The sequence below is a fragment of the Streptomyces calidiresistens genome (assembly GCF_014141525.1).
Classification (GTDB): domain Bacteria; phylum Actinomycetota; class Actinomycetes; order Streptomycetales; family Streptomycetaceae; genus Streptomyces; species Streptomyces calidiresistens.
On record NZ_VKHS01000887.1, the window covers coordinates 1 to 2,092 of the forward strand.

2 protein-coding genes are annotated in these 2,092 nt (G+C 76.6%); both read right to left on the bottom strand.

Going from position 1 to position 2,092, the window contains the following annotated elements:
- Positions 1 to 14 precede the first annotated feature (14 nt).
- Complete coding sequence (locus FOE67_RS23800; protein ID WP_323385384.1) at positions 15 to 281, bottom strand: hypothetical protein; 267 nt, start codon at positions 279 to 281, stop codon at positions 15 to 17.
- 155 nt (positions 282 to 436) lie between these two features.
- The coding region (locus tag FOE67_RS23805; RefSeq protein ID WP_182666894.1) for a 4-alpha-glucanotransferase at positions 437 to 2,092 on the bottom strand (1,656 nt) is incomplete at its 5' end.

A 2,092-nucleotide genomic window follows, 5' to 3' on the forward strand; every position in this document is an offset into this window, starting at 1 on the left:
GGCGGGAGGGGGCCTCAGGTGCTGATGTTGCGGCTGGTGGAGTTGCGCTTGACCGCTGCCTTCTCACCGATCACCACGAGGGCGGCGATGACGACGAACGCGGCGATCGGCGTGATCACGAACAGGCCGATGGTCTCGAAGACACTCAGGCCCTCACCGGGCTGATCCCCGTCGTCCCGGTACAGGGCGTGGGCGGCGGGGGACGTCATGAGCAGCGTCAGCACCGAGCCGAGCGTGACGGCTCCGGCCCGGGCGGCGCGCTTCTTGTTCAGATTGGCCACGGCCCCAAGGTAACGAACCGCCCGGGCCGGTGCTCGACCGGGGTGGCCCCGGCGCGTCCCCGGGCCCCCCCAGCGGGCCCGGGAGCGCCCCCGGACCCGACCCGAACCATCCGTCGAACGGGCGGACGATTCCCCGGGGTGCCGCCGCCCGCGGGTCAGGGGGTTCCGGCGCCGGCTCCGGGCGGAGCGCCCGCGGAGGCCGCCGGGCCCCCGGGGCCCCGGGCCATCTCCGCCCGCACCGCCTCCAGCAGGGCCATCGCCCGGGCCGAGCCCGTCAGGCGTTCCAGGGTGACCGGCCGGCCCGAGGCGTCCGCGATCGGCAGTCGCCAGTTGGGGTACTCCCGCCAGGTGCCGGGGACGTTCTGGGAGCGGCGGTCGCCCACGGCGTCGGGCAGCCAGATCCCGAGCAGTCGGGCCGGGGTCCGGGCCAGGAAACGGTAGGCGGCGGCGATCTGCTGTTCCTCACCGGCGCCCGGCCGCAGCAGGCCCATCCGACGGAAGAGGTCCAGCCAGTCCCCGATCTCCCTCCGGGCCTCGGCCCGGGCGGTCTCCAGCGCCTCCGAGCGCCGGCGCTCGCGGTCGTCCGCGGCCCGCGCGGCGTCCTCCCCGCCCCGGGAGGTCCCGGCCCGCGGCCCGTCGCCGACTGCCTCCGGGTCCGCCTCCGGGTCCGGTTCCCCCTCGGCACCGCCGAGCAGGCCCAGTCGGGCCCGAAGCTCCACGTCCTCCCCGGTGAGCCGGGCCGCCGTGGGCGGCAGGTCGTGCGTGGTCACGGTGGCCAGACAGCCCGGGCGCCACTCCCCCGGTCGCAGGATCGGCGCCGTGCCGTTCGCGTCCGCCTTCTCCCAGTCGCGCTCGAACCACAGGACGGAGGTGCCGAACACCGACCGTCCCGCCAGTTCCTCCCGTACCCCGGGCGCGACCGTCCCCAGGTCCTCGCCGACGACCACGGCGCCGGCGCGGTGGGCGGCCAGGGCGAGGGTGCCGAGCATGGCGGAGGCGTCGTAGGTCACGTAGGTCCCCTCGCGCGGTGGGCGGCCCTCGGGGATCCACCACAGCCGGAAGTGGCTCATCACGTGATCGATGCGCAGCCCGCCGGCGTGCCGGAGCAGGCCGGTGAGCAGGTCCCGGTAGGGGGCGTAACCGGTCTCGGCGAGGGCGTCGGGCCGCCACGGAGGCAACCCCCAGTCCTGGCCGTCGGCGCTGAAGGCGTCGGGGGGCGCCCCGGTGGACATGCCGACGGCCAGCACGTGCCGCTGGGCCCAGCTCTCCGACCCGCGCGGGTGCACGCCGAGCGCGAGGTCGTGGATCAGGCCGATGTCCATCCCCGCCTCACGGGCGGTCCGCTGGGCCGCCGCGAGCTGCTCGTCCACCAGCCAGGCGAGCCGGCAGTGGAAGTCGATCCGGGTCAGGTGCTCGGCGCGGGCGCGCGCGGTGCGGGTGGAGCGCGGATCGCGCAGCCCCTCGGGCCAACCGGTCCAGTCCGGCCCGTACAGCTCCGTGAGGGCGCACCAGGTGGCGTGGTCCTCCAGGGCGCGGCCGTGCTCGGCGAGGAAGGCGCAGTAGGCGGCGTGCCGCCCCGGTCCGAGCGGGACCCGCAGCACCAGTTCCAGCGCCTCCTGCTTGAGCCGCCACACCTCGTCGCGGTCCACCGGGGTGCCGCGCTCCAGGACCGCCTCTCGCAGGAGCGCGGCGCGGCTCAGGAGGGCGTCGGCGCGGCGCCGGTCCCCGCCCGTCAGCAGCGCGTACTCCGGCACCGCCTCCACCCGCAGGTGAACGGGGTCGGCGAACCGGCGGGTGGCGGGGCGGTAGGG